This window comes from Synechococcus sp. R50.1, from assembly GCF_047462115.1.
Classification (GTDB): Bacteria; Cyanobacteriota; Cyanobacteriia; order Thermostichales; family Thermostichaceae; genus Thermostichus.
Map to the genome: position 1 here is coordinate 37596 of NZ_JANSIN010000012.1, position 24469 is coordinate 62064.

General features: G+C 57.6%; 20 protein-coding genes and 1 pseudogene. 11 read left to right on the forward strand and 10 right to left on the reverse strand.

All coding sequences use genetic code 11. From position 1 onward, the window contains the following. The first annotated feature begins 69 nt into the window (after window positions 1–69). Window positions 70–330, forward strand: a complete 261-nt coding sequence (locus NW870_RS05120; protein WP_414349997.1) for a ferredoxin-thioredoxin reductase variable chain — start codon at window positions 70–72, stop codon at window positions 328–330. Here NW870_RS05120 and NW870_RS05125 read toward each other — a convergent pair. Next, window positions 327–800 (reverse strand): hypothetical protein, encoded by a 474-nt coding sequence (locus tag NW870_RS05125; RefSeq protein WP_011432275.1) that lies wholly within the window; start codon window positions 798–800, stop codon window positions 327–329. The two genes, NW870_RS05120 and NW870_RS05125, sit on opposite strands and share 4 nt — an antisense overlap. Before the next feature lie 260 nt (window positions 801–1060). Between NW870_RS05125 and ftsH the strand changes: the two genes are divergently transcribed. Then, window positions 1061–2977, forward strand: a complete 1917-nt coding sequence (gene ftsH / locus NW870_RS05130) for an ATP-dependent zinc metalloprotease FtsH (RefSeq protein ID WP_414343378.1) — start codon at window positions 1061–1063, stop codon at window positions 2975–2977. A 103-nt stretch (window positions 2978–3080) separates the two neighbouring features. Here ftsH and glgP read toward each other — a convergent pair whose 3' ends face one another. From glgP to NW870_RS05145, 3 genes are all read right to left on the reverse strand, one after another. Next, window positions 3081–5282 carry an alpha-glucan family phosphorylase gene (gene glgP / locus NW870_RS05135; protein WP_414357455.1) on the reverse strand — a complete coding sequence of 734 codons (2202 nt, stop codon included), beginning with the start codon at window positions 5280–5282 and terminating at the stop codon, window positions 3081–3083. Between the two features lie 451 nt (window positions 5283–5733). Next, window positions 5734–6837 carry a SpoIID/LytB domain-containing protein gene (locus NW870_RS05140; protein WP_414374251.1) on the reverse strand — a complete coding sequence of 368 codons (1104 nt, stop codon included), beginning with the start codon at window positions 6835–6837 and terminating at the stop codon, window positions 5734–5736. Window positions 6838–7191: 354 nt separating this feature from the next. After that, the gene (locus NW870_RS05145; RefSeq protein WP_414374253.1) at window positions 7192–7707 is read right to left on the reverse strand and encodes a nucleoside deaminase; all 516 of its coding nucleotides are present in this window, start codon (window positions 7705–7707) and stop codon (window positions 7192–7194) included. 210 nt (window positions 7708–7917) lie between these two features. Here NW870_RS05145 and NW870_RS05150 point away from each other — a divergent pair, with 210 nt between their 5' ends. Both NW870_RS05150 and NW870_RS05155 read left to right on the forward strand, forming a co-directional pair. Next, window positions 7918–9159, forward strand: a complete 1242-nt coding sequence (locus tag NW870_RS05150) for an HhoA/HhoB/HtrA family serine endopeptidase (RefSeq protein ID WP_414374254.1) — start codon at window positions 7918–7920, stop codon at window positions 9157–9159. 81 nt (window positions 9160–9240) lie between these two features. Then, on the forward strand, window positions 9241–10839 hold the full coding sequence (locus NW870_RS05155; RefSeq protein WP_414374257.1) for a serine/threonine-protein kinase: 1599 nt from the start codon (window positions 9241–9243) through the stop codon (window positions 10837–10839). A gap of 35 nt (window positions 10840–10874) precedes the next feature. Here the strand turns inward: NW870_RS05155 and NW870_RS05160 are convergent, their stop codons facing one another. The 3 genes from NW870_RS05160 to NW870_RS05170 form a co-directional block, all read right to left on the reverse strand. After that, complete coding sequence (locus NW870_RS05160; RefSeq protein WP_414331053.1) at window positions 10875–11216, reverse strand: hypothetical protein; 342 nt, start codon at window positions 11214–11216, stop codon at window positions 10875–10877. Continuing rightward, entirely contained in the window at window positions 11194–11994 is an 801-nt protein-coding gene (locus tag NW870_RS05165) for a hypothetical protein (RefSeq protein ID WP_414374258.1), read from the reverse strand. The genes NW870_RS05160 and NW870_RS05165 overlap by 23 nt, the downstream gene beginning before the upstream one ends. Window positions 11995–12383: 389 nt before the next feature. Next, on the reverse strand, window positions 12384–13736 hold the full coding sequence (locus NW870_RS05170) for an FAD/NAD(P)-binding oxidoreductase (protein ID WP_414374260.1): 1353 nt from the start codon (window positions 13734–13736) through the stop codon (window positions 12384–12386). A 377-nt stretch (window positions 13737–14113) separates the two neighbouring features. On the opposite strand from NW870_RS05170, the gene NW870_RS05175 reads away from it, so the two are divergent. Then, window positions 14114–16879 (forward strand): cation-transporting P-type ATPase, encoded by a 2766-nt coding sequence (locus NW870_RS05175; RefSeq protein WP_414355636.1) that lies wholly within the window; start codon window positions 14114–14116, stop codon window positions 16877–16879. 145 nt (window positions 16880–17024) lie between these two features. Here NW870_RS05175 and NW870_RS05180 read toward each other — a convergent pair whose 3' ends face one another. Then, the gene (locus NW870_RS05180) at window positions 17025–17261 is read right to left on the reverse strand and encodes a hypothetical protein (RefSeq protein WP_414374263.1); all 237 of its coding nucleotides are present in this window, start codon (window positions 17259–17261) and stop codon (window positions 17025–17027) included. A gap of 271 nt (window positions 17262–17532) precedes the next feature. Here NW870_RS05180 and NW870_RS05185 point away from each other — a divergent pair, with 271 nt between their 5' ends. The 3 genes from NW870_RS05185 (at window position 17533) to NW870_RS05195 (ending at window position 19911) form a co-directional block, all read left to right on the forward strand. Then, on the forward strand, window positions 17533–17985 hold the full coding sequence (locus tag NW870_RS05185; protein WP_011432404.1) for an AbrB family transcriptional regulator: 453 nt from the start codon (window positions 17533–17535) through the stop codon (window positions 17983–17985). Between the two features lie 140 nt (window positions 17986–18125). Next, window positions 18126–19529: a 1-acyl-sn-glycerol-3-phosphate acyltransferase gene (locus tag NW870_RS05190; protein WP_414374264.1), complete on the forward strand. Its 1404-nt coding sequence runs from the start codon at window positions 18126–18128 to the stop codon at window positions 19527–19529. Between the two features lie 178 nt (window positions 19530–19707). Continuing rightward, the gene (locus NW870_RS05195; RefSeq protein WP_041436260.1) at window positions 19708–19911 is read left to right on the forward strand and encodes a hypothetical protein; all 204 of its coding nucleotides are present in this window, start codon (window positions 19708–19710) and stop codon (window positions 19909–19911) included. Window positions 19912–20014: 103 nt separating this feature from the next. On the opposite strand, the gene NW870_RS05200 is transcribed toward NW870_RS05195, so the two are convergent. After that, window positions 20015–20305 (reverse strand): hypothetical protein, encoded by a 291-nt coding sequence (locus tag NW870_RS05200; RefSeq protein ID WP_414374267.1) that lies wholly within the window; start codon window positions 20303–20305, stop codon window positions 20015–20017. A gap of 353 nt (window positions 20306–20658) precedes the next feature. Here NW870_RS05200 and NW870_RS05205 point away from each other — a divergent pair, with 353 nt between their 5' ends. The 3 genes from NW870_RS05205 (at window position 20659) to NW870_RS05215 (ending at window position 24339) form a co-directional block, all read left to right on the forward strand. Next, window positions 20659–21732: an OmpA family protein gene (locus tag NW870_RS05205; protein WP_414374270.1), complete on the forward strand. Its 1074-nt coding sequence runs from the start codon at window positions 20659–20661 to the stop codon at window positions 21730–21732. Between the two features lie 323 nt (window positions 21733–22055). Next, entirely contained in the window at window positions 22056–22964 is a 909-nt protein-coding gene (locus tag NW870_RS05210; RefSeq protein ID WP_414374272.1) for a hypothetical protein, read from the forward strand. A 142-nt stretch (window positions 22965–23106) separates the two neighbouring features. Then, window positions 23107–24339 (forward strand): AI-2E family transporter, encoded by a 1233-nt coding sequence (locus NW870_RS05215; RefSeq protein WP_414374273.1) that lies wholly within the window; start codon window positions 23107–23109, stop codon window positions 24337–24339. On the opposite strand, the pseudogene NW870_RS05220 reads toward NW870_RS05215, so the two are convergent. Then, window positions 24331–24469 (reverse strand): annotated as a pseudogene (locus tag NW870_RS05220) (RNA-guided endonuclease TnpB family protein); the annotation flags it as partial. The gene NW870_RS05215 and the pseudogene NW870_RS05220 overlap by 9 nt on opposite strands.

Genomic DNA, 24469 nt, shown 5'->3' on the forward strand with positions numbered 1-24469 from the left:
GCTTAGAGATTGAGCTAGAGTGTTTCCAGTGGGTTCCTGTGGTGGGCCGCCTTGTTAGGAGGGCAAGACATGAAAGTTGGAGATCGGGTGCGGGTGCGTACCAGCGTGATCGTCTATCACCACCCGGAACATCGCAATCAACCTTTCGACCTCAAAGGCATGGAAGGGGAGCTGAAGGCCGTGCTTCGAGATTGGAATGGCCGCCCGATCAGCGCCAATTTTCCCTTTCAGGTGCAGTTTGACAACAAGTTCCGTGCCCATCTCCAGGCTGATGAGCTGGAGGTGGTGGAGTCGGCTGGTTCTGGAGAGTCTGCTGAGACGGCTGCCTAGTTGAGGCCCAACAGCGTGCGGTTGGTTTCCAGAATCGGCCTGATCAACTTGGTTTCTTCGGGGGTGAGGTAATTGGCTATCACTTCTTGTAGGAAGCGATAGGTGGCCTCGCAACTGCGTTGGGTGCGGAAGGCTCGCATCAGTGTTTGGAACCAGTAGAGAAATCGATCTTTGTAGCGCTGCTCATCATCCAAGAGCATGGCTAAGGCCGAAAGGCGCAGAACCCGAACGGTGTCAGCCTTCCACTTGTTGCTGAAGTCTTCCACCCCTCGCATGAGCAAGTAGGGATCCAGCGCGCGCATTTTCATCTCCACATCCCGGATGATCTGGGCTTCCGCCGCCTGGATCTTGCGATAGGCGCTCAGGCGAAGGTCAAAGGAGGCTAGGTAGGTCTCCATGAACTGCAGCTCCTCATCCCTGAGATACCGTCCGTCGGCAGCGATGCTCAGTTCGCGCAGTTGAGTCAGCATAGGGATCCCTGGGCAAGCTGGAATGAGAATGGAAAAAACACCACCTATCCTGGCTGACGGTCCAGCCTTGGTCTCTCAATCCTATCCCCAAACTCCCGGCCAGAAGAGGGGAATTGCAGGGATCCCCGGCAACCCTCTCAGTCAGGTTAATATTAATTAACAGTCTGTTGCTGCAAGAACCCACCCGACCCCAGATTGTTACCCATAGGTCACCATCTGCGAGTTCGATTCAAAAACACCCTTTGGGAGGAAACACTTCCGTGAGTCAGAAAGGTAAAAACAAGAAATGGAGAAGCGCGGGGTTATATGCGCTACTGGCCATCGTCTTGATCTCTTTAGCCACCACCTTCTTGGGTACTCGCCCGCCTGAGCGTTTGGAGATCAGCTACTCCGACCTGATCAGCCGCGTCGAACGGGGCGAGGTCAGCAAAGTTTTGGTGGAGACGGCCCCGGATGGTCGCCAGGTTGCCATCGCCGAGGCAGAAATCAACAACCGCGCCACCCAAGTGCAGGTGAATCTGCCCCCCCTTACCCCCGAGTTTGAGAACACCCTGGTTGCCAACGGGGTGGAGCTGGCCGTGCGTCCTGTCCAAGAGGAGGGGCTACTCGGGCGCATTCTCAGCACCTTCTTCCTGCCGGTTTTGCTCTTGCTGGGGCTCTTTTTCCTGCTGCGGCGGGCTCAAAATGGCCCAGGCAGCCAAGCTCTCAACTTTGGCAAATCCAGGGCGCGGGTGCAAATGGAGCCGAAAACCCAGATTACCTTCAACGATGTGGCCGGCATCGATCAGGCCAAGCTGGAGCTGGCAGAGGTGGTGGATTTCCTGAAAAACTCAGAGCGCTTCACCGCTTTGGGAGCCAAGATTCCCCGCGGGGTGCTGCTGGTGGGCCCGCCCGGCACCGGTAAGACCCTGTTGGCCCGCGCCGTAGCCGGAGAAGCAGGTGTGCCCTTTTTCTCCATCTCTGGCTCTGAGTTTGTGGAGATGTTTGTCGGGGTCGGCGCTTCTCGCGTGCGGGATCTGTTCGAGCAGGCCAAGCAAAATGCTCCCTGCATCGTCTTCATCGATGAAATTGATGCAGTCGGTCGCCAGCGGGGAGCTGGCTTGGGAGGTGGCAACGACGAACGGGAGCAGACCCTGAACCAGCTGCTCACCGAGATGGACGGTTTTGAGGGCAACTCCGGCATTATCGTCATTGCGGCCACCAACCGACCGGATGTGCTGGATGCAGCGCTGCTACGGCCTGGCCGGTTCGATCGCCAAGTTACGGTGGATCGCCCCGACTTCCAAGGCCGCCTGGAGATCCTCAAGGTGCACGCCCGCGGTAAAACTCTGTCTGCCGATGTGGATCTGGAGAAATTGGCCCGCCGTACTCCTGGGTTTACCGGTGCCGATTTGGCCAACCTCCTGAACGAAGCAGCCATTCTGGCAGCCCGCCGCAACCTCACCGAGATCTCCATGGACGAGATCAACGACGCGGTGGATCGGGTGTTGGCCGGCCCAGAGAAGAAGGATCGGCTGATGAGCGAGCGGCGCAAGGAATTGGTGGCCTACCACGAGGCGGGCCATGCCCTGGTGGGATCCCTCTTGCCCAACTACGATCCCATCCAAAAAGTGACGATCATCCCCCGGGGACAAGCAGGTGGCCTCACCTGGTTCATGCCCAGCGATGACGACATGGGACTAACCACCCGTGCCCATCTGAAGAACATGATGACCGTTGCCTTGGGTGGGCGCGTGGCCGAAGAAGTGGTCTACGGAGAGTCGGAGATCACCACGGGGGCAGCCAGCGACCTGCAACAGGTGGCCCGCATCGCCCGCAACATGGTGACCCGCTTCGGTATGAGCGATCGCCTGGGAAATGTAGCCCTAGGTCGCCAGTACACCAACATTTTCCTGGGCCGGGAAATCGCCGCAGAACGGGATTTCTCGGAGGAAACAGCGGCCCTCATCGACGAAGAGGTGCGGCGGCTGGTGAACGAGGCCTACCAACGGGCTACCTACTTGATTCGAGAAAACCGTGCCCTCTTGGATCGGATTGCCCGCCGCCTGGTAGAGGCCGAAACCATCGATGGGGAAGAGCTGCAGGCCATCATCGACAACTCTGAGGTGGTGATGCTGCCCCCCGAAGAGGAGCCAGAACCGCTGACGCTTCCTATGGCCGTCAACGCTGGCGCCTAGTCTCTTTTCCCCAAGCTCAAACTTGGGATCCCTGCTTTTCCTCTTGAGGAGAGAGGGATCCCAATGTTTTGTATGATTTGCGCTGGGAGAGGGGGAGTCCACCCTAGCCGGCAACAGCCGAACCCAACAAAGTCCGGCTCGCCTCTGCTTCCAGGGGCTGAGGCTCGTAGATTTTCAGCACGTACTCCGCTACCATGCGGTCGGTGTTGAAAACGGGGTTGAGCGTGCGGATCGCCTCCTTCATGCGGGCAATCCAACGACGTGGGATCCCTTGCTCGTCCCGGTCGTAGAACATGGGGATCACCTCATACTCCAACAAGTCGTAGAGGGAGTTGGCGTCCAAGTCGTCTTGGGCAGCGGGATCCAGACCTTCGATTTCTTGGCCAATAGCCCAGCCATTGCGACCGTTGTAACCCTCCGGCCACCAGCCATCCAGTACCGACAAATTCAATCCCCCACTGAAGCCCACCTTTTGCCCTGAGGTGCCAGAGGCTTCCAGAGGGCGTCGCGGGTTGTTCAGCCACACATCGACCCCCTGCACCAAATTGCGACCGACATAGGCATCGTAGTTTTCGATGAAGGCGACCCGGTTGGCCACCTCAGGCCGGTTCGACCATTCCACCACCCGCTGGATCAGGCGCTTGCCCCCTTCATCCCGCGGATGGGCCTTGCCGGCGAAGATAATTTGCACAGGGTACTCTTTGTTGGTGAAGATGCGGGTAATTCGCTCCAGATTTCGCAGGATCAAATCTCCTCGCTTGTAGGTGCTGAAGCGGCGGGCAAACCCAATCGTCAAGACCTTGGGATCCAACAACTGGTTGACCGCTTGGATGCGTTCGTTGCTTTCGCCGCGATTGCGCCGGGCCCGCAACACTCGGTGACGGGTGAAAGACACCAGCCGCTCCCGCAGAGCTTCTTTGCGCCGCCACAGTTCTTCATCTGGGATCTCTTCCACCTTGGCCCACAGTTCCGGGTCTGACACCCGCTCCGGCCAATCGGGGCCCAAGTACTGGTCGTAGAGATTCCAGAAGAGGGGGGAAACCCAGGTACGGGCGTGAACCCCATTGGTAATGGAGCTGATGGGCACCTCATCCACCGATCGCTCAGGGTAGAGCACATGCCACATTTCGCGAGAAACCCGTCCGTGGAGCTTGCTTACGCCATTGGCTGCCCGCGCGTACCGCAAAGCCAGCACCGTCATGTTAAAGCGCTCCCAGGGATCCCCAGTGCGCCGAGCTCCCAAAGCCAAAAATTGTTCCCGCGTCAGCCCCAGTTGTGGCCAGAAAGAGGCAAAGAACGCATCCATTTCATTGGGGCTAAAGGCATCGTGGCCAGCCGGCACTGGTGTATGGGTGGTAAACACGCATTTTTCCCGCACCTTGGCCTCCGCCGTCTCGAAGGGGGTGCCCCGCGCCACTTCCTCCCGCAGCAACTCCAGCGTCAGGAAAGCAGCGTGCCCTTCATTCATGTGATAAACCATGGGATCCAAACCCAACTGGCGCAGCAGGCGCACCCCACCGATACCCAGGATGCACTCTTGGGCAATGCGAGTATCGGTGCTGCCCCCGTAGAGGTGGGCGGTAATCCAGCGATCGATGGGGTCGTTCTCCGGCAGGTCGGTGTCCAGCAGAAAAAGAGGTACCCGGCCCACGTCCGCCCGCCAGGCCCGCGCCTTCACCAACCGCTGCCGCATCGCCACTTCCACCAACAGAGGGCTGCCATCCGGCTGGCGCACCAGAGTCAACGGCAGAGACTCAAACTCAGAGTCTTCGTAAAGCTCCCCCTGCCAGCCATTGTTGTCCAGGCGCTGTTGGAAGTAGCCCTGACGGTAGAGCAACCCGATGGCCACCAGGGGCACCCCCAAATCTGAAGCCGACTTGAGGTGATCGGCGGCCAACATACCCAGCCCGCCAGAGTAGGTGGGCAAAGACTCGTGCAAGCCGTATTCGGCACAGAAATAGGCAATAGGACGCTGCCAGTCGTAGGTTTTCATGGTGCGCTTGGCCCAGGTATCCTCAGCCGCCATGTACTTCCGATAGGACTGCACCATCCGGTTCAACGTGTTGAGGTAGTTCACATCAGTGGCCAAGGCTGCCAACCGCAAGTAGGAAACCTCCTCCAGCATGCGCACCGGGTTGTGGGAGGTTTTTTCCCACAGGGCGGGATCCATTTCCCGGAAAATGGTGAGGTGATCCGGGTTCCAAGTCCACCAATAGTTACGGGCGATCTCGCACAGGGGCGTGAGCGCTTCCGGCAGCACCGGACAACGTTCGGGAAAAGCAGGAGCTAAGGTGGCAATGGACATAGGACAGATACCTGGGGTTAAAGTTATGGGCTCGAAAAAGAAGAGGTAGAGGTCGATGCTGGTAAACGTATCTCAATTATTATTGAGCCGATCCTGAGGATTCTGAGGGGGGAATTCAAGATCTCTACAAAATCTTCAGGGGACGTAACCCAAATTTTCCAGGGCTTCTCCCGATCTTGCCACAGCAGCGCGGAGCCTTCAAAAGCAGCGTTCACAGGCAGGCCAGCTTTCGATTCCGGCAGAAGCTGCCCGTCTAGAAGCTGCCCGTCTATCGTAAGAGATGGTGCAACATTAGAGTTAACTCAAAGTTAACAAAATCTACAGAACCCCAACGAACCCTTGGGGAACCCCTCCGGTTCAATTAAAATGCTGCTTCTCATAAGCTCTTAAAAACTGCAGCTACTTTTGCTACCAATCGATGATTTTGTTGGCTTCTCCCTGAAGTTGAGCCCTAACGTCCTTCCACCACTGCCAAGGTGGTGTTGCGGTAGTAGTGGCTGAGGATCTGTTGGTAGGAGTAGTTCTGGCTGGCCATCCCAGCCGCTCCCCACTGGCTCATGCCGACGCCATGTCCGTAGCCGCGCCCCTGAATCTCAAAGAAAGCCGGGGATGTCCCTGCCACAGGAGCCAGGCTGGCCGTAGTGGTGGCCTCCCCGCGCGGGCTAATGGCAATCTTTGTGCTGCGCAACCCAAGAGCCCGACGAAAATCGCCGGCATTGAGATCTTTGATCCCTTGGGATCCCGTCAAGCGCACCGTGATTGCCCGTCCCCACGGGGAGCTGCGCAGTACCTCCACAGAACGAATGGCACCGATCCCGGCAGCCAACTGCTGAATCTGCTGGGCAGGAACGGTGGCCGTCCAGCTAAACACGGGTGAGTGGTGATCGAAATCGGGCACCCCCTGCAAGTAGGGCCGCGATTCTAACCAGACGTTGCCTGCATCATCTGTATGTCCCCCCGCAGAGGAGTGGAAAACCGCATTGATCAACTGCCCCTGGTGGATGAGAACCTGCCCGGCGGTCTCACGGGCAGCCGCTTGGGTACGGCTGGATTCGGCAGCTACCCCCTTGTAAACCTGCCAATCGATCCCATTTCCTAAGTCAAAAGGCTGCTGGGAACGGCGACTGCGGTGGTAGAGGGCATAGGTGCGGGAGGCCACGGCTTGGGCTTTAAGAGCCTCCATGGGAAAACGGTGTCCCATCTCGCTGCCCACCACGCTGGAAACGTAGTCTTCCAAGCCAACTTGGTTGATGGCAATCACCCCACGCTCGCCGGGGATCAACTCCACCAAGCCACGGTACCAATTCTGGTCGATAAACACTAACCCATCGGAGGTGGTGGGCTGTAGGTAAAGACGTTCTCCCTGTTGGCCGGCCAAACTGACTGCTGAACCCGAACGGCTGGCCTGCAGCGGTTGCATGGCCTGCACCTCTGCCAGCGGCTGTCCCTGGGCATTCAATAGGCGGGCTCCGGTAGAGCTGCCGACGGTGACCTGGGGCTTGTTGACGGCAATACCTACCCGCAGCAGCACCCGTGCCTGCACTGGAAAGGTCAAGCACAGCCAAGCCCAAACCAGAAGGGCAATACTCCTAAGCCAAGCTGATGGGAGAGGAGAAAAGGAGAGGGCAATAGTCACACACCAATCCTCTGTGAAAGACTACCCGCCGCTGGGCATAGCCAGCGAGGGATCCCAGACAAGTCGGGTTTTGAGAATCCAGGCATAGGGCCGACGCACCCTCAACAACCCAAGCGGCCACCGTTGGGCTCAAGAGATCCCGCACTCGGAAAGCCTTTTTTGAGGCTGGTGCGGGATCCCGGGCAAGGGCCAGCCGAACCCGTTATGACAGTATCAAAAACATCCTGCAGATGCACGACTTCAACCCAGAATTTTCCGCCCCCAGTCCCTCGGTCAGGATTCAGCCGGCTCAGAGGGGATCCCGCGCCGGTGGCAAAACCACTGCTGCAATAGGCGGCGACACTCGGCCTCGCAGACTCCGCCGATAACCTCCGGGCAATGGAAGCTGGCGGCAGAAGCTGGCAAATTGAGCACGCTGCGCAGTGCTCCGGCCTTGGGATCATCGGCGCCGTAGATTACCTGGGCCAGCCGCGATTGGCTGATGGCCCCGGCACACATGGGGCAAGGCTCAAGCGTGACGTACAGCCGACAGCCCCGCAGTTGCCAATCTCCCAGCCGTTGCCCTGCCTGCCGTAGGGCTAGGATCTCCGCATGGGCCGTGGGATCCCGATCCCGTTCCCGCCGGTTGCTGCTCAAAGCCAGCAACTTTTCCCCTGGCCCCACCACCAGAGCGGCCACCGGAACCTCTCCGGCTTCTCCCGCTTGCTCAGCTTCTCGCAAGGCCAACTGCATCCAGGCGCGGTGGCGCTGCCACGGATCCCGCCCTTGTGGCTCGGAGGAATGGAGCATACTCGGATCCCCGATCATTTTGGGCGTTTCGAGCACTGCCTCTGTCCGCAAGATTTGCTAGGGTAAGCACACATACCCCGAACATCCAAAAGTAAAGAGTAGGAATAGATAGAATAGACCAGGAGTGAACTGGGTCTTGATGGCGTAAGTCGGGGGAGCGGGTTCACGCCTTTTGAGTCTTGGCGATACGGCTTAGCTTTGGGAGGGATCATGGCGCGGATTCTACGGCATACACTTTTGGCGATGGCTCTGTTTGGTGGAGGCGTCGCAGGTGGGGTCTGGCTATCGTCTCGAGCGGGGCAGGAGTGGTTACAGCAAACTCCTCTGGTCACTTGGACGCGACGGGCCGGTGAGGGAGTAGGATCCCTTTTGCCCTGGTCTGAGTCCCGCCCTGAGGCTGCGAATTCTGCCCCTCCCGCCGATGCCGTCCGGCCTTCTAATTTTATTGCCGCCGTTGCCCAAAAGGTCGGCCCAGCGGTGGTGCGCATCGATGCCACCCGCACCGTGTCGAGGGGGGTCAACCCAGAACTGTTCAACCAGCCCCTGTTTCGCCGCTTCTTTGGGGATCAACTACCGCAGTTGCCGCAGGAGTTTCGGCAAGAAGGCACCGGATCGGGGTTTATCATCGACGCCAGTGGCCTGATCCTCACCAACGCCCATGTGGTGGAAGGCAGCGAGCGAGTCAGGGTTCATCTGCTGGATGGGCGCACCTTTGAAGGAGAGGTGAAGGGCTCAGATCCGGTTACCGATATCGCGGTGATCAAGATTGAGGGGGAGAATCTGCCCACGGTTACTTTGGGCAACTCTGACTTGGTGCGACCAGGGGATTGGGCTATTGCCATTGGCAACCCGCTGGGCCTGGACAATACCGTGACTGCCGGGATCATCAGCGCTGTTGGGCGCTCCTCCGGGCAAATTGGGGCTGTCAACAAGCGGGTGACTTTCCTGCAAACGGATGCGGCCATTAACCCCGGCAACTCGGGTGGTCCACTGCTGGATGCGGAAGGCCGCGTGATTGGGGTGAATACGGCCATCTTCCAGCGGGCCCAGAGTGTGGGCTTTGCCATCCCCATCAACCGCGCCATGGACATTGCCGAGCAATTGATCCGGAATGGTCGGGTAGAGCACGCTTTCTTGGGCATTCGCATGATCACCCTCAACCCCGACATTGTGGCCCGCCTCAACCGCGACCCCGCTCGCCCCACCACGCTGACGGTGGAAGAAGGGGTTTTGATCGGGCAGGTGATTTCGGGATCCCCGGCTGAGGAGATTGGCTTGCGGGAGGGGGATGTGATCACTGAAATCAATGGGCAGGCCATCCGCGATGCCGAGCAGGTGCAGCAGTTGGTGGAAGCCGCCGGGGTGGGCAATACGCTGACGCTGCGGGTCATCCGAAATGGACAGGCGCGCACCTTCCAGGTGAAAACTGGAGTGCTGCCCGTAGACTTCTAAGCAGTTTTATGTGCCGTCAATTTACTGATCCCCGTGTTACTGATCCCCGTGACACAATGGCCCTAGAGGCGGGGGTCAGATATGGCTTGGGCAGTTGGTGAACAATTGCAAGGGGGACGCTACCGCATCGAGGCCGTTTTGGGGGAGGGGGGTTTCGGCATCACCTACCGGGCCTGGGATAGCGTTCGTGCCGACCAGGTGGTTATCAAAGTTTTGAACGACAGCCTTCGTGAGGATCCCGACTATCCCCACTTCCAGCAGAACTTCATGAATGAGGCGCTGCAACTGGCCCGCTGCCGCCACCCCCATGTGGTGAAGGTGGAAGAAGTGATTTGGGAGCAGGAGCGCTGGTGTATTGTGATGGAGTACATCCGCGGCCAGACTCTGCACCAGCTTCTGCGGCAAAAAGGGCCGTTGCCCCTGCCGGAAGCCCTGCGCCTGACGCAGGAGGTGGGATCCGCCCTGATGGCCTTGCACGAACAGGGGATCCTGCATCGGGATGTGAAGCCATCCAACATCATGGTGCGGGAGGGATCCGGGCAGGCAGTTTTGATCGACTTTGGCCTAGCTCGCGGCTACACCCAAGGTCTGATCCAACGCCACACCTCCTACGGCACCGATGGCTATGCTCCTCTAGAGCAATACGACAGCTTGCGCCGCCGCGGCGCCTTCACCGATGTCTACGCCTTGGCAGCAACCCTCTACACGGCGCTGACGGGGATGGTGCCTATGTGTGCGCCAGTGCGGGCCACAGGCCGCCAGTTGGATACCCCTCGCAGCCTTAACCCCAACATTCCCGAGGTTGTGGAGGCTGCCATTCTCAAAGGGATGGCTCTCCACCCAGAAGAGCGCCCGCAAACCATGGCCGAGTGGCTGGCACTGTTACCGGCAGAAGCCTCTCAACAAGGGAGGAAGCCGGTTGCTTTTGAGCCAGCCATCCGCACCCAAGAGCTGAGGGAGCTGGAGCAGATCTTGGCCCAGCCTCCACAACCCCAAGACGAGCTGGAACAGCTCCTGTCCCGGCACTCGGCGGAAGAGCTAGAGCAACTGGTGGCACCTCCCACCCCCCCGACGGTGAAAAGAGAGACAGGGCCCGGATCCCTGATTTTCCCGGAAGTCTGTCCAGAAGGGCAGGGAAGTCGAGAGGGATCCCTGCCCGGAACCCTCTCTTGGCCAGAGTGGGTGGGGGAAGCAGCCCCTGCCTTGCAAGGTTTGTGGGATCGGCTGCAAGCGGGGCAGTGGGGGGAAGCGGATCGCTGGACGACCGCCTTGATGTTAAAACTGAGCGGGCGCTCGCAGGTGGGCTTTTTTGATCCCAAGGATATTCAAGCCTTCCCCTGCCCAATGCTGCGCTTGATCGACCAACTGTGGGTGCGGGCCAGCCAAGGGCGCTTTGGCTTTAGCGTTCAAAAGCAACTGTGGCAAGGATGCGACCCCGGAGGAACCTCAATAGGCAGATCGCGATCCTTCTCCGCCTTGCCCCGCGAAGAGTGTATGGGGGAAGCCGTGGGTTGGCGGATCCAAGGTCGCTGGCTGGGGTACGGCGAGCTCAAAACCAGCCTGGATGCACCGCCAGGACATCTGCCTGTCGGCTTTTTTTGGGGCTACTCGGGTGGCTTGCGCTCGGCGCTGCTGACGCTGGATCGAGTGGTGCTGAAAAAGCTAAAAGCCTGTTTCTAAAAAACCTGGCTTGAAATGACTAAAATGGGTAGCCATCAATTCTTGAAAGGGGAGATGCTCTTTTCTTGTGGGTTTTCGCGAATAGCTAGACCCAAGTGAATCAATGCCGTCTCAACGGTATTGACCTGCTCTGCTAAAGTTTTCCACCCTCTTGCCTTTAAGCCATAACATTTGCCAAAGTAAGCTCGAGCTGCTGCAAAGGAAGCAAAGGTTTTTTTAAGAGTCGCTACGGTCCAGGGCTTGGCATTCAGCCGCAGCCAATTTCGTTGACCTTGCTGCTGTTGCTCGGTGATGAGTTGGTCTGTCAAGCTAACAAGCTCAGCATAGTTGCGCCGCGAGGTCGCGATTGCCGTTTCAAGACTCTCGATGAGACCCATGGTTGTTCTCCTGAGGCAACTTCCCTTGATAAGACTCCTGTTCTTTCTCCTGAAGCAACTTTCTAGAACCGGCAGAGAGCAAGTTGGTTTCAAAAACAGACTTGATGTTGTTCAGGTAACTTTGCAATAAGCTCTTAACCCATAGGATGGGAATTTGGTTTACCGCATTCTGAAGCTGGTCGAAGAGATGCTTGAGCTGCTTCAGAGCTACGATAGCATGACCGAGAACTTCTTGCGCTTGAAGCTGCTCTTCCACAAGCTCTCTCATTCTGTTGGCTAGCCGCTGATTCTCAAGTTCTTTCTCGGTGAGCAAACTAAGAGCTGCTTCCTCAGTCTCGACTATTTTAAATTCAAGTTTTTGGTTCTGCTCTTCCAGAAACTCAATCTGCTTAGTTAGTAAACCCGCCTCAACCCTAAAGCTAATACCTCTATTCGCTGGAAAGCTAATAAGTAGGTCGCTGTACTCTTGCTCTTGAAGCTGCAGCTCTCTGAGTACAGGCTCTGCTAGTTCGGATAAGACTTTGTGAGCTAATCCTACTTTCAAAGTATCTCCGCCGCCGTGTCCGGGAATAGGAATTCTTAAATCACCCCGAACAGCCTGCGTGCTATGTCTGGCACGTCGCTGAACAATTTCCCAGCCCCACTCTTTTGCTTGACGCAAAATATCCCGTTTTCGCCAATTCCTTGGAGCCTGAATAATGGCTTGGATATTTCTCTGCTGCTCTATAATTTCATTTCGCCTCTTGATGAGATACCCTAGCTCTTCTTCGTCGGACATATGATAACATCCTTAGATGAGACTTTCACACTTAGCCTATTCGGTCTTTACGGAGACTAGGGGAAAGTTATGCGGCAAAGCCTTACATCTCAAAAAACATTGATACTAAGAAATATTTTGTAGCTTTGTCCGCGATCTTCCTCAGTAATTCCCAGGACAATCTAGAGGCAGTCAGACTTGGTTCTGCTTGCGAAAAAGGGTGAGTGGCTGGGGTTGGGGAGCTTACAGCCGGCTTGGAAGGGCCAAAAATCACCTGCCGGTGGGCTGTTCCGCGAATACTCAGGCGGCCTGCGCACGGCGCTGCCGATGCTGAAAAGGCTAAAAGCCTGCCTCTAAAAAAACTCCCCTCTCCCAGAGGAGAGGGGTCAGGGGCGAGGGATCCAAGAGCCTTAGTAGCGATGCACCAACTTGTTGATGGGCTTGAAGATGTCTGCCTCAAACTTTTTGCCCTTGAGCATGCGGTTCCAATAGAGCCAGGGTAATAGATGCACCTTGGCTAGGTACATGGAGTAGCGCTCCCGCGTCGGATCCAGCGGGAAGGAGGGAGCCAGTTTCCCCCCGTAGGCAAACTCCGCCATGATTAGGGAGTTATAGCCTGTGATCAGGGGACAACAGGTGTAGCCATCATACTGGGCCACCGGGGGCTTGGACTGCATGGCAGCCAAGAGATTTTCGGCCAGTACCGGCGCTTGCTTGCGGGCGGCAGCCGCCGTTTTGGACGTTGGCAGAGAAGAGGCATCTCCCAAGGAAAACACGTTGGGGTAGCGGGTGTGCTGCAGCGTTGCCTTATCCACATCCACCCATCCTCCCGGCCCGGCCAGGGGGCTGCGCTTGACAAAGTCCGGAGCGCTCATGGGCGGAGCCACGTGGATCATGTCGTAGTGCAGGCTCACCTCTTCTTTGCCATTGTCGGTGGTGACTTCAAAGATGGCTTCCTGAGTCTCAGGCCGGATGGCTTTGAGGTTGTGCTTGAATTTCACCTGGATCCCTCGCCGCTCTACCACCTTCTCCAGGGCAGCACTGTACTCCGGCACGGCAAAGAGAGTGGGAGTGGCTGTGCAAAAGAGAACCTTGGTGTTGACGCCAACCCCACTTTTGCTTTTGAAGACATCGTCGGCCAGGTACATGATTTTTTGGGGGGCGCCACCGCACTTGATTGGGGTAGCCGGGTACGTGAAGATGGCTGTTCCCCCCTTGAAGTTGCGGATGGTCTCCCAAGTGTAGGGGGCGTAGTCCTTGGAGTAGTTGCTGGTTACTCCTCCTTTGCCCAGCGCCTCCGGCAAGCCCTCGATCAAGTGCCAGTCGATTTGGATCCCTGGGGCAACGATGAGGTAGTCATACTGAATGATCTGCCCGCTCTCTGTGATCACGCGGTTGTGATCCGGATCTAACTCCGCCACGCGTGCTTGGATCCAGGTGGCTCCCTTGGGGATCACTGTTTTTTCGTCCCGGATAAACTTGGCCAGGGGGGCAATACCTCCCCCTACCAATGTCCAGCCGGGCTGGTAGTAGTGCTTGTCGGAGGGCTCGACAATCGCGATATCAAGATTGCGCTTGCGCTCCAGCAACTGGGCCGCTGCGCTGATGCCGGCAGCCCCTCCTCCCACTACAACAATTTGATGGTGAATGACAGGTTGCGAAGTTCTGGAGGTGGATCCCTCCACGCCAGGGCGCCCGTTCGTTTGGGTGGAGGCGGGTGGGGATTGGGTTTTGAGTTCCATTGGCTTAGTAGTCGTTGACACAGCAGTTTCCTCAAACAGAACTGAACTTGAGCTCAAGAAGCTGTTTAGTTTAATGCGGAAGAACCTGTTAAATGACAGCCAACAACCCCGAACTGGCAATCCGTAGAAGACTCTGCAGATTGCCAGCCTTCAGGAGTTGCAGCTGGGAAACAAGCGTAATCATAACACCCGATAAGAATATAGCCATTTTTTCAAGCTGTCGAGAATTTGAGGCAAATCTTAGCCTGGGACTTAGGCTTTGTTGACGCTGGTGGCAGCAGTGGCATCTCGGAGGATGAGCAGCATCCGCTAGGCTGTGGACTGTACGAAGGATTTGCCGCTGGGTTCACGGCTGGCCTTCAAGTTCTGTTGCGATTCAACTGGAGACCTTCATCACGATGGCAAAATCCATCCCTGCTGGCTCATTGCCGGTTGCTCCCTGGCACGCCCTGCCCGAAGAGGAAGTTGCCCGCCAAATCGTTGCAGTGGATCTGCCTCTGGCGGCGCTTCTGGAACGGGGTCTGTCTCAAGCTGAGGTGATCCAGCGGCAGAAGCAATATGGCCCCAACGAGCTAAAGGCCAAGGCAGCTACCCCGGCCTGGGTGAAGTTTCTGCAGCAGTTCAACCAATCCTTGCTCTACATCTTGATGGTTGCCGGGGCGGTCAAGGCGTTCTTGGGATCCTGGCGCAATGCCATCGTGATCTGGGCGGTGGTGGTAATCAACGCTCTCATCGGCTACATCCAGGAGTCCAAAGCGGAGGAAGCGATTGCCGCTCTGGCCCAGTCGGTGGTGACGGAGGTCACGGTCATCCGGGAGGGGCAAAAACTGCGGGTGCCCTCGCGGGAGCTGGTGCCGGGGGATGTGGTGCTCTTGAGCTCGGGAGATAAGGTACCCGCCGACCTGCGCTTGCTGAGCGTGCGCAACTTGCAGGTGGATGAATCGGCCCTGACCGGAGAGTCGGTGCCGGTGGAAAAACGGCTGGGATCCCTGCCAGAGGAGACTTCTCTTGCGGACCGCCAGAACATGGCCTATGCCGGCAGCTTTGTTACCTTCGGCCAAGGAGCGGGGGTGGTGGTGGCCATTGGCAACCAGACTCAAACAGGCCGTATCTCGGAGTTGGTCGAAAAGGGGGGATCCCTGCAAACCCCCCTGACTCGCAAGTTCGAGGAGTTCAGCCTCATGCTGCTCAGGATCATCCTCAGCTTGGCCGGGCTCACCTTTTTGGTGGGATTGGCTCAGGGACAGGGGGCGGCCAGTGTCTTTGAGGCGGCAGTGGCGCTGGCGGTGAGTGCTATCCCCGAAGGCTTGCCGGCGGTAGTCACTGTAACCTTGGCGATTGGGGTTTCCCGCATGGCAAAACGCCACGCCATTATTCGCAAGCTACCGGCAGTGGAAACCCTGGGCAGTGCCACGGTGATCTGCTCTGACAAAACCGGCACCCTCACGGAAAACCAGATGACGGTGCAGGCCATCTACGCCGGATCCCAGCTCTACCAAGTTACGGGCAGTGGCTACAGTCCTCAGGGACAAATCCTGGCCCAGGAGGGGGGTGATCCAGTGGAAGTGGAGCGGCTGCTGGCGTTACAGGCTTGTCTCTTGGCCGGCTGCCTCTGCAATGACACCCGTCTGCAACCCAAAGACAACGGCCAGTGGGAGGTGGTAGGGGATCCCACCGAAGCTGCCCTCATTGTGGCAGCCCAGAAGGGGGGTCTGGATCTGGAAGAACTGCAGCGCCGCCGCCCTCGCCTGGACAGCATCCCCTTTGAATCCGAGTTTCAGTACATGGCTACCTTACACAGATTGGGGCCGGAGGAGCATTGCATTTACGTCAAGGGATCCGTAGAGGCTCTCTTGTCCCGCTGCCATAGCCAGATGGGATCCCAGGGGGAGATCCAGCCTCTGGAAGAGGAGCGGATTCGCCAGCAGGTGGAGGCCTTGGCACAGCAGGGGCTGCGAGTTCTGGCCTTTGCCCAAAAAACCGTCCCCAGCAGCCAAACTCGGGTGGATCACCCAGATCTGCAGGAGGGTTTAATCTTCCTCGGTTTGCAGGGAATGATTGACCCGCCGCGGCCAGAGGCCATTGCCGCCGTGCGTTCCTGTCAAACAGCTGGGATCCAGGTGAAGATGATTACCGGCGACCACGTGCTCACGGCTCAAGCCATTGCCGAGCAGATGGGCCTGGGGGGTGGCAAACCAGTCAAAGCCTATAGCGGCCAGGATCTGGAGCGGCTCAGCCCCGAGAAGTTTGTTACAGCCGCCAATGAGGGATCCGTCTTCGCACGGGTGGTGCCAGAGCAAAAGCTGCGCCTGGTGGAAGCTCTGCAAGCGCGGGGGCAGATCGTGGCCATGACCGGCGATGGCGTCAACGACGCTCCGGCCCTAAAGCAAGCAGATGTGGGGATTGCCATGGGGCGAGGCGGCACCGAAGTGGCCAAAGCTGCTGCCGACATGATCCTGACCGATGACAACTTCGCCTCCATTGAGGCAGCCGTTGAGGAGGGGCGCACGGTTTACAACAACCTGCTCAAAGCCATTGCCTTCATCCTGCCGGTGAACGGAGGGGAGTCAATGACCCTTCTCCTCAGCGTCCTCCTCAACCGCAAACTGCCCATTTTGGCCATCCAGGTGTTGTGGCTCAACATGATCAACTCCATCACCATGACGGTGCCTCTTGCCTTTGAGCCGAGCACAGGCCGAGAGATGACTCGCCCGCCGCGGGATCCGAACGCCAACTTGCTCTCTCCTAGGCTGCTGCAGCGCATCCTGCTGGTGTCCGTGTTCAACTGGATCTTGATCTTCGGGGTTTTTGAATACATCGAACAAACCACCGGCAACCTTAACCTGGCCCGCACCATGGCCATCCAAGCGTTGGTGATCGGGCGCATCTTCTACTTGCTCAGCCTCAGCCAGGCCATTCCTACCCTGTTGGGCCGTGGACGTGCCAGCCAATTGGAGCACCATGAGCGCCTCATGGATACAGCAGCCATTGCCATCGGCATTGGGGCGGCCATCCTGCTGCAGATCCTCTTCAGCCAGTGGAGCTTGTTCAACATTATCTTCGACACAGCACCCCTGTCTTGGGAGCAATGGGGCTTTTGTTTGCTGGTGAGCTTGCCACTCATCGTTGTCTCAGCGGTAGCCAATCGAGTGGATCCTGAATGAATAACTTGCTTTGGGCAACTCGCGCTCACTGCGCTCCCATCTGAAGAAGTGCCGAAGAGGGGATCCCTCAGCCATTACTCAGATGTAGCCGGCCTCTGCCAAGAGATAAAAATGCCTGCTGGCCTAGGTCTGATGGCATCCAGCTTCACACCGCTCTGGCTGTCTTTTCGACCGATTTGCGCAAGGCAATCACCATCTCAGCGGCGGTTTTTTGGAAAGTCGAGCCTGTTTTCTGGCGGAAGTTGCAGAAGACGTGATCAGAGTTCGGGGCACCTGACGAGTGAGGATGAGGTTGTCTCCAAGCAATGCCTATCCCCTGCGCGCCTTCGGCCATGGGGTGAAGTCTCAATTGCTTTCCCCTCTCAAAGGCGGTCAATTGCATCTGCGCCACGGCACCACCCCTATTCCAACGGCAATCTTTTGTCAGCTCCCTCCACGCAAACCCCAGCAGCCTTCAGCGCTTGAGTTCTTTTTGCCTCCATCACCTTTTGGCAAGAGCGGGAACATCTCTTGAGTGAGAAGAGGCTTTTCCTTCCGAGCTGCCGGCTCAAGGAACAGGAGAAAAACCTGTCTTCAAAAAAGCCTCCGACTTTCGGTTGCAGGGGTACACCATAAGGCTATGATCTTAGGGGAAGGATGTAGGACATTAAAAAATGTCAGATATACCACCACAACCTTTAACCGGGAAGGCTCTGCTCCAGAAGGTCGAAGCGTTGGGGCATCTTCCACGCCGAGAAACGGCAAAGCGATGTGGCTATGTAACCATGACCAAGACCAACAAGCCTCGCGTCAACTTGAATGAGTTCTATGACGCGGTGCTGGCGGCAAAAGGTCTGAGTCTCAGCCCAAGTTCCAGCCGGGACAAGCGCGGTCGTGAGCCAACCTTTCGGGTCAGCGTTCACAAAAATGGGCAGTTGATCATTGGGTCGGCCTACACCGAAAAAATGAATCTCAAACCCGGGGATGAGTTCGAGATTCAGCTAGGTTACAAGCACATTCACCTCAAGCAAGTGCTAAACGGCCAGGTGGTGGAGGAGTCAACCCCAAGTAAAGAAGCTTCCCCCAAAGCGACTCGCGGTCGCCGGAAAAAAACTGCTGGGGCTTGAGCCGCTGCCGGGCCGGGAGTGAGGAGAAGGGATCCAGTTGACGAACTGTCACTGTGTGGCTTTCTTCTTGCCTTGCCCTCTTTAAGATGGGATCCAAAGCCTAGGTTCACCGATCTTGCTGACCCTAGATAAGGATCCCTATGCAACAGAGGGTTCAGCCACCCCTCAAGTTTTTGCCGCCGCGATTGACGCCTTGGGTCGTTCATTTCGCTCAAGCAGGCTTGCCCTTTTGGTTGCGATGGACCAAAGGGATCCCTCGCGTTGAAGTAGAGGGGGGAGAGCGTTTGGCTCAGCTTTATCAGCAGTTTGAGGCGGGCAAGATTCGCCTGCTGGTGGCGTTTCGACACCCGACCCTCGATGATCCCCCCTGCTTGATGTACTTGTTTGCCCATCTCCTGCCGCAGGTGGCCCAACGCCAGGGGATCCGCTTTCGGGGCCGGCCCCACGTTTTGTTTGTCTACGACCGCGGCCTACCTCTGTGGCTGGGATCCGTTGCCCGTTGGGGCTTGCCGCGCTTGGGTGGGATCCCGATTTTGCGAGGCCGTCTGGATCGGGCAGGGCTAAAAAGTTCTCGTGAGCAGTTTGTATCGGGCCGATATCCGCTGGCGGTAGCTCCAGAAGGAACGATCAACGGTATGAGCAGTCTTCTCAACCCGTTGGAGCCGGGGGTAGCCCAGATGAGCTTTTGGGCGGTGGAGGATCTGCACAAGGCGGGACGGCCAGAGCAGGTGCTGATCTTGCCGGTAGGCCTTCGCTATTCCTACCTGCGGGATCCCAGTGCCGCTCTGAATAGATTGCTCAGCCGCATGGAGGCCGATTGCAAGCTGCCGCCCACGCGCTCGGCTCACGCCGGTCAAGCCTTTTTGCTGGCCCGTATCCTTCGCTTGGGAGAACACCTGCTCCAGGTCATGCAGACCTTCTATGAGCGCTTTTATGCCCCTGCTCTTCCTGCTGCAGATAGAGCCCAGGTTAAAGAGGGGGATCTGTTGGCGCGTCTTCAAAGCTTGTCAGATCTGGCCCTGCGGGTGGCCGAGCAGCATTTTGGTCTGGAGCCTCAAGGAGACTTCATCGAGCGGCGGCACCGCATCGAACAGGCGGGCTGGGCCTGGATCTACCGCGAAGATATTGCCGATATTGCTGCTCTCTCGGCTTTGGAAAGGGGGCTGGCCAATCGAGTGGCTGCTGAGGCCAGTTTTCACCTCTGGCACATGCGCTTGGCGGAAACCTTGATGGTGTTTGCGGTGCGCCCCATGCCCGAGCAGCCCAGTCTAAGTCTAGACGAGTTGGCGGAAACCGCCCTGCGCCTCTGGAGTCTGCTGGCTTGGATCAAAGGAGAAAATCCCGTCGGAACTGCTCCCCCCCGCTTGGGCCCCCGCCTGGCGCGTTTCAGCATTGGGGATCCCCTCTCGGTTTCCGAACGCTGGCCCGCCTACCAGGCCAACCGCCGACAAGCCGTACAAGCCCTCACCCAAGATTTACAAGCAGAAATGGAGCGGCTTATCAAAGGGATCCCGTGCTCCCCTGCGGTCCTCCCTGCTGTCTGACATGCCTAGTCGGCTCAGGGGCAAAAAGTATAACAATTCCTAAGACATTTTGTGAGATATTTCGTGAAAGTAAAACGAACTTTTGCATTATCTGACAAGCAGGTGAAGGAAAGGGGAAGTTTCTGGCTCTTGGGGTAGAAAGGGGGCAGAAAGGAAGTGAGGCTCGTTGACTTGGTCTATGTCTGATGAGCTGCTCCGCGCCATCCGCAGACGCGACCTAGAGGCCGCCACTTCAGCCGTGCAGCACTTGCGTTCTCGCCATTTAAGTGAAGCTGTAATCACCTCGATGGTGATGGTGGCCGTGGAGCGGTTGGCATGGGATGAAGGCGACCGGGCCGCCGCCAGTTGGTTACTGCGTCGCTGCTCCAGACGACGGCGCTGAAGGGATCCCCCCTGGCCCAGAGGTCATTGCGATACTTCCCCTTTCCCTGGATCCGAGGGGCTTCCTGTGTCAACCTGCCCACAAAGCCCTATCCGCAGAGGGATTAGCTTTCTTCCTTGCCCTTGATCATCTTCTCAATTTGCTCTTTGCGGAACTCGCGACTGGCATTCTCTTGCCCATCGGTTACCACAACCATCATAACCTTGGCCGGGCGATCTGCCTCGCTGAGTTCGCTGAGGCTCTTTTCTAGGTCGATGATGCCGCGCCCCATGGCATCCAGCAAGGGAGTAGAAGCTCGCGGCACGTAGGTCTCGCGGGTCAGCTCAGGGACCTCGGCAATTGGCTTGAAGCGGTGAATGACTTCATAGGGATCCTGGGAGTCGAACTGAACCAAGGTAAGGGTGGCACTTCCCGGTTCTGCTCCTGTAGAAAATCTAACTCTGGCTCAGGTGCAGTGATCTGTTTGTGAAGGTTTGCTTGCAATCTGTTACAAAGGGTATGAATGCTTATGAACGCTTTTTGAGTTCGCCTTGGTAGCTGGGAGCGCCAGAGCATTGTCTCGAATATTCAGCTCGACTACGGGTTAGCATTTTCTCTTAATTTTTAAGTGCTTCATATCCTAAGTACTAACAATGGTTCGTAAACTAACACACTAAAAGAAAGGTTTGCCCTTAATCCCTTTGCATTTCTGAGCTAAGCTTCTAGGCATTGGCCCCGTAAAGATTTTGGAAAAACTAGGGAGTGGCTATGTCTTTTCGCGCAGATTTACAGCGTTTTGCCTTCGCTGTGCTAACAGCGCTGCTTGTCCAGGCGGGGCCAGCTCGGGCCGATCTGCCAGGGACAGCGGATCCCCCAGGGCTTAAGCGCTTCGCAGGATCCAGCATTGTGTTTCAATCGCGGGCCGATTACGACCGCTTTAAGTTGGCCCTTGAAAAAATCGTCTTCAGTGGCGCGATGGGAGCTGTGCAGCCGTACCGGTCTCAAACTGTCGAAGGGCGTCGCATCACGACCTATTACCGACTGCCGGAGCGGGTTGCCCCTCTTGAGGCGCTGCTCAACTACGAAACCGAACTGAAAGAGTCTGGCTTTGAGATCCTCTTCTCCGGCTTGGGGGAGGAGATTGAGACCCTCGGCTACAACAACCAGATTGCTGACGAGATCCTGGATATGAAGGGCACCTACAGCACGCCGGAAGAACGGGCCCAGTGGCCGTTTCAAAACGCCAGAGAAAACACTGCTGCCTATTTAGCCGCACGTGGCAAGTCCCCCGAAGGCGATGAGCGATTCGTGAGCGCCTACTTTGTGGTCAATACCGATGACTGGGAGGTCACCCGCGGCAGTGGACCGATCCCGACCGGGATTACTCTGGGGCGAGTGGATGTCGTCGATGTCAAGCCCCGCCAGCAACGCCTGGAGCTGGTTGAAAGCATTACAAGCAGCGAGATCGATCAAGCCATCAGCCGCGATGGCCGGATCGCCCTCTACGGCATTCTCTTTGCCTATGACTCGGATCAGATTGAAGCGGCTGCCGAGCCCACCCTTGCCGAGATCGCCAAGCTGATGCGCGAGCGCACCAACCTCAGCATCCTCGTGGTCGGTCATACCGATGCGACCGGCAGCTTCGACTATAATCTGGGTCTCTCGCGGCGCCGGGCCGAGGCGGTTGTCAACCGGTTGGTTCAGCTGGGTATCGAGCAGCGCCGCCTTTATCCGGTTGGCGTGGGGTTTTCGGCTCCCGTTGCCAGCAACGCCACCGAGGAGGGCCGAGCAAAAAATCGCCGCGTGGAGTTGGTGGATCTGGCCGGTGGCAAAATCCCCTAGGGGAGAGTTTCTGAGTTTTGGCTCAGGGCAAGCATCGCCGAAAGTCTGGACACTGCGGCTGTGGCGAACTAGCTTAGAGGCAACTCTTCATTTCTAGGCTATTTCAAGGGGTGGGATCCATGCTTAGGCCCAGTCTTCTGTTCTCCGGCTCGGCTTTGTTGGGTTTGCTGTCCTTGCCGTTTTTGATCGGCGAATGTGGCTGGTTGGCCTCGTCTCGTAAGAGCCAGAGTCCTGTCACTGAGGCTTCTCTACAAGCTTGGGAGCACTCCCTGCCCTCATCCCAGGCCTTGTTTGAAGATGAACCAGGTTCTGGATCTTGGCTCATGCGGCAAGCCCAGCTGCAAGAACGGGTACAGCAGCTTGAGCAGCGCTCTCTAGCTCACCAGCAGCAGGCTCATCAGTTGCTGGTACAGCAGGCAGCTCCCCAGCCCGCCGGGGTTGTTGGCCGTTCCAACCCAAGCCTTGCCGTGCCGGCACGGCCTCGGCGTCAGGATCCCACTCTCTCTCAATCCTCTGCTCCGGCGGATCTTCCCAATGAGCTGGCGCGGCTAACCCAGTCCATCCAACAGGAGCCGGGAAATGCGCAGCTTTATCTGCAACGGGCGCAATACTTCTGGCGGGAGTCTCAAGAAGATCCTGCTGCTTTACCGCAGCCTGAGCATGCTTCTGCCATTGCTCGCTTGATGCGCTCTGCTCTGCGGGATCTGGATATTGCCATTGCTTTGGATCCCTACCTGGCTGAAGCCTATTTGCTCAAGGCCAAAATCCAACACGAGCGTTTGCAAGAACCTGAGCAGGCTCTGGCGACCTTGTCTCCCCTGGATCGGATTGCCTATCACAACCCGCAATTGCACTTGATCCGCTCTCGCATCTGGGCCGAACAAGGCCATCTGGAATCGGCGTTTGATGTGTCGCATCTGGCGATTGAGCTGGCCAAGCAAAATCAAGATGCTGCCGATCTTTTCGAGGCCTATGTCCATCGCGGCCTGATGTGGGCCAGCATCTGCGACTTCAATTTGGCCGTTCAAGATTTCAGCCGAGCTCTTGAGTTGCAGCCTTACCAAGGTGATGTGTACTACTACCGGGGTATGGCGCGCGCTTACCAGGGAGAGGATAGGGCTGGTGCCGCTTCCGATTTGGGTAGCGCTTTGATGTTGTGGCGGGCTTCCGGCACGGGATCCCCGGGGCTGCTGGAATATGTAGAAGCGGTGCGGAGGGAACTGTTGCGGTAGCTCAGCTCTGGCGGGGTTTTTGCTGAGAATCTGAAGCGCTGGGTTTGGGGTCTTTGCCCAGGAGCATTTGGCAAGTCCAGCTAGGGCAAGCCAGGATGGTAGAGCCGTCTGTTACCTAGCCCCCTGAAGAGAACCCAGCCAGATGATGAGCCGAAGACAATTGACCATCTCCGTATCCTCCGTAGCCCTGGTGGTGGCCACAGGGATGCTGTTGTTGCTGCTGTGGCAACTGCGCAGCTTGGTGCTGACGGTGATGATCGCGGTGGTGGTGGCGGCGGCGCTGGCTCCCCTGGTGGATCTGGCCGAGCGATTACGCATCCCCCGCTGGCTGGGGGTTGTGCTGGTGTATTTGAGTTTAATTGCCGGGATTGCCGGCTTGGCTCTGCTCATTGGCCCGACGGTGGCGACTCAGACCCAGCGGTTGCTGACGAGGCTGCCTTTCTATCTGGAGCAGTTGCAACTGTTGGTGGATACCTGGATTGCCGATCTGGCGGGGGTGGATCCGGCGGCGCTGGACTACCTAAACCAGTTGCTCGATCCTCAGTCGTTGATGAGCTGGGCGGTTCGCTCGGGACAACGGGTGCTGGTGCAGTCTTTCGACTTCACCCGTGGTTTGCTGGGCGGTCTGCTGACCATGGTGCTGACCCTCTTCATTTCCGGCTACATGCTGGTGAGCGGCTCTGACTTGGTGCGGGGCTTGGTGGAGTTGTTTCCCTATCCCTGGAATGAGCGGCTTGCTGAGCAGGTACACCCGATGGCCCAGCGCATGGGGGGCTACATCCAGGGGCGGGTGCTGGTCTCTGCCATTTTGGGTGTGATGATCACCGTCTCGCTTCGCTTTCTGGGCCTGTCGGAGTTTGCTCTGGCGCTGGGGGTGATCGCCGGGTTTACCAACTTGATTCCCTTTATCGGGCCAGTACTGGGATCCCTGCCCGCCTTGGTGGTGGCAATCGTTCAGGGGGGCTGGACTTTTTTGTGGGTGCTGATCCTATACGTTGCCGTTCAAAACCTGGAAACCTATGTGTTGGATCCTCTGTTGGTGGGATCCTCGGTGCGGGTGAAGCCCTTGTATCAGTTGCTGGCGGTGCTGGGGGGCACCCAGTTGTTGGGTATTGTTGGGGCGGTGATCGCCCCCCCGTGGGTGGCGGGTATGGCGGTGCTGCTGGAGAACCTCTATCTGAAGCCCAAGCAGGAGGCAGAGGTTCGAGCCAGGCTGTATGCTCGGGCCACCGAGGCTGCTAGTTCTTTGGCTTTGCCGGGGATGGATCCTGCCGACGCGAGCAGCCCAGAGCCATCTTTTTCCTCTCGTCCGAATGACTCGTCAAACGAGCCGGAAGGGTTGCCACAGAAAGAAAGTCTGATACATTTACGCTGAACACTGCTGACCATTACTGCTCAACGGTGAAGCGATAGCATTCTGTCCATTTCCGAACAGAAAGGCGGTATCCCGCAAAGCTCTGAGCATAACACCCAGAGCGCCTTGCCAGTCTCGTGGTAGCCTATGG

What these genes read in the sequence shown, in the direction of transcription:
- glgP (WP_414357455.1), bottom strand. Translation starts at nt 5,282, where the DNA reads ATGTCCATTGCCACCTTAGCTCCTGCTTTTCCCGAACGTTGTCCGGTG.
- NW870_RS05195 (WP_041436260.1), top strand. Translation starts at nt 19,708, where the DNA reads ATGTCTGATGAGCTGCTCCGCGCCATCCGCAGACGCGACCTAGAGGCC.
- NW870_RS05205 (WP_414374270.1), top strand. Translation starts at nt 20,659, where the DNA reads ATGTCTTTTCGCGCAGATTTACAGCGTTTTGCCTTCGCTGTGCTAACA.
- NW870_RS05165 (WP_414374258.1), bottom strand. Translation starts at nt 11,994, where the DNA reads ATGTCCGACGAAGAAGAGCTAGGGTATCTCATCAAGAGGCGAAATGAA.
- NW870_RS05190 (WP_414374264.1), top strand. Translation starts at nt 18,126, where the DNA reads ATGCAACAGAGGGTTCAGCCACCCCTCAAGTTTTTGCCGCCGCGATTG.
- NW870_RS05180 (WP_414374263.1), bottom strand. Translation starts at nt 17,261, where the DNA reads ATGCAATTGACCGCCTTTGAGAGGGGAAAGCAATTGAGACTTCACCCC.
- NW870_RS05120 (WP_414349997.1), top strand. Translation starts at nt 70, where the DNA reads ATGAAAGTTGGAGATCGGGTGCGGGTGCGTACCAGCGTGATCGTCTAT.
- NW870_RS05175 (WP_414355636.1), top strand. Translation starts at nt 14,114, where the DNA reads ATGGCAAAATCCATCCCTGCTGGCTCATTGCCGGTTGCTCCCTGGCAC.
- NW870_RS05185 (WP_011432404.1), top strand. Translation starts at nt 17,533, where the DNA reads ATGTCAGATATACCACCACAACCTTTAACCGGGAAGGCTCTGCTCCAG.
- NW870_RS05210 (WP_414374272.1), top strand. Translation starts at nt 22,056, where the DNA reads ATGCGGCAAGCCCAGCTGCAAGAACGGGTACAGCAGCTTGAGCAGCGC.
- NW870_RS05215 (WP_414374273.1), top strand. Translation starts at nt 23,107, where the DNA reads ATGATGAGCCGAAGACAATTGACCATCTCCGTATCCTCCGTAGCCCTG.
- NW870_RS05145 (WP_414374253.1), bottom strand. Translation starts at nt 7,707, where the DNA reads ATGCTCCATTCCTCCGAGCCACAAGGGCGGGATCCGTGGCAGCGCCAC.
- NW870_RS05125 (WP_011432275.1), bottom strand. Translation starts at nt 800, where the DNA reads ATGCTGACTCAACTGCGCGAACTGAGCATCGCTGCCGACGGACGGTAT.
- NW870_RS05160 (WP_414331053.1), bottom strand. Translation starts at nt 11,216, where the DNA reads ATGGGTCTCATCGAGAGTCTTGAAACGGCAATCGCGACCTCGCGGCGC.
- NW870_RS05150 (WP_414374254.1), top strand. Translation starts at nt 7,918, where the DNA reads ATGGCGCGGATTCTACGGCATACACTTTTGGCGATGGCTCTGTTTGGT.
- NW870_RS05155 (WP_414374257.1), top strand. Translation starts at nt 9,241, where the DNA reads ATGGCTTGGGCAGTTGGTGAACAATTGCAAGGGGGACGCTACCGCATC.